Genomic DNA, 1,056 nt, shown 5'->3' with positions numbered 1-1,056 from the left:
GTCGGTCGGCTTAATGGTATCGCCTTCCTTGGTGTACTGCTCGCCCTCGAAGCCCATGCGCTCGATGGCCTGCCCTTCCGGGCTCGCCACGAAATCGAGGAACTTCACGACTTCTTCCTTGTGCTGGGACGTCGTCGCGATGGCGAGGCCACGCGATTCCTTGGAGACGTCGAGCGCAATCAAGCCCTGACCGGCCGGGCCCTTGGGCGGAGCGAGAAGAGTCAGGCCCGGAACTTCCGGGTGAGCCTGCTTCATCTTGCCACCATAGATGTCGATGACTTCGGCGGACGAGCCGAAGATGACGCCGGCGCGGCCGGAATAGAACTTGTCTTCCTTCACGTCCCACTTGGTCGTGATGTATTCCGGATCGTAAAGGCCCTGCTCGCGCAGCGAAGCGTAGAAGGCGATCTTGTCCTTCTCGGCGTTCGAGACGCGGGCGGGAATCCATTCGCCGGCATCGTTCTTCATCCAGGTGCCGGTAACGCCGAACGCCTGGTTGAAGATGGCGTCGAGCTCGTTGGTGTTGTCGGCGGTGGTCACGCCATAGGTGTCGGCCTTGTCGTTGCCATCGAGATCGCCGTCTTTGATCGCCTTGAAGAGCGTGACGTAGTCGTCAACGGTCGCCGGAGCGGCAACGCCGGTCTTCTCGAGCCAATCCTGACGGATCACCGGCTGCGGAATGCGCGGCGGATAGACATAGAGCAGGTAGGGATAGTTCTTGAGGCGCTCGACATTGTGCGGGAACAGGGCGTCCTTGAGATAGGTCGTCTTCGGGAGCCAGTTGTTCCAGTCTTCGAGGATCCCCTGCTCGGCCATCTTGGCATCGCCGCCCTGGAAATAGATCAGGTCCGGGATATCGCCCGAGAGCAGCATGGCCGAGAGCTTGTCGGCATAGCCGGACGAGGGCAGGTCGACGAGCTGGATGTCGAGGTCGGTGCCCTGGGCCTTGAGAGCGGCCTCATAGGTCTCGATGAGCTTGACGTCATCCGGGTTGGTCGAGAGCAGGTCCTTGGAGACGATACGGATCGTCACCGGGTCGGCCAGCGCGGCGCTGAC

At 61.6% G+C, this 1,056-nt stretch carries 1 protein-coding gene; it reads right to left on the bottom strand.

Annotated elements, in window-relative coordinates; genetic code table 11:
- A partial coding sequence (locus tag JP75_RS24945; protein ID WP_035088085.1) for an extracellular solute-binding protein occupies positions 1–1,056 on the bottom strand: 1,056 nt, incomplete at both ends.

It is taken from the genome of Devosia riboflavina (assembly GCF_000743575.1).
Lineage (GTDB): Bacteria > Pseudomonadota > Alphaproteobacteria > Rhizobiales > Devosiaceae > Devosia > Devosia riboflavina.
This window is presented reverse-complemented; position numbering and strand designations above follow the sequence as displayed.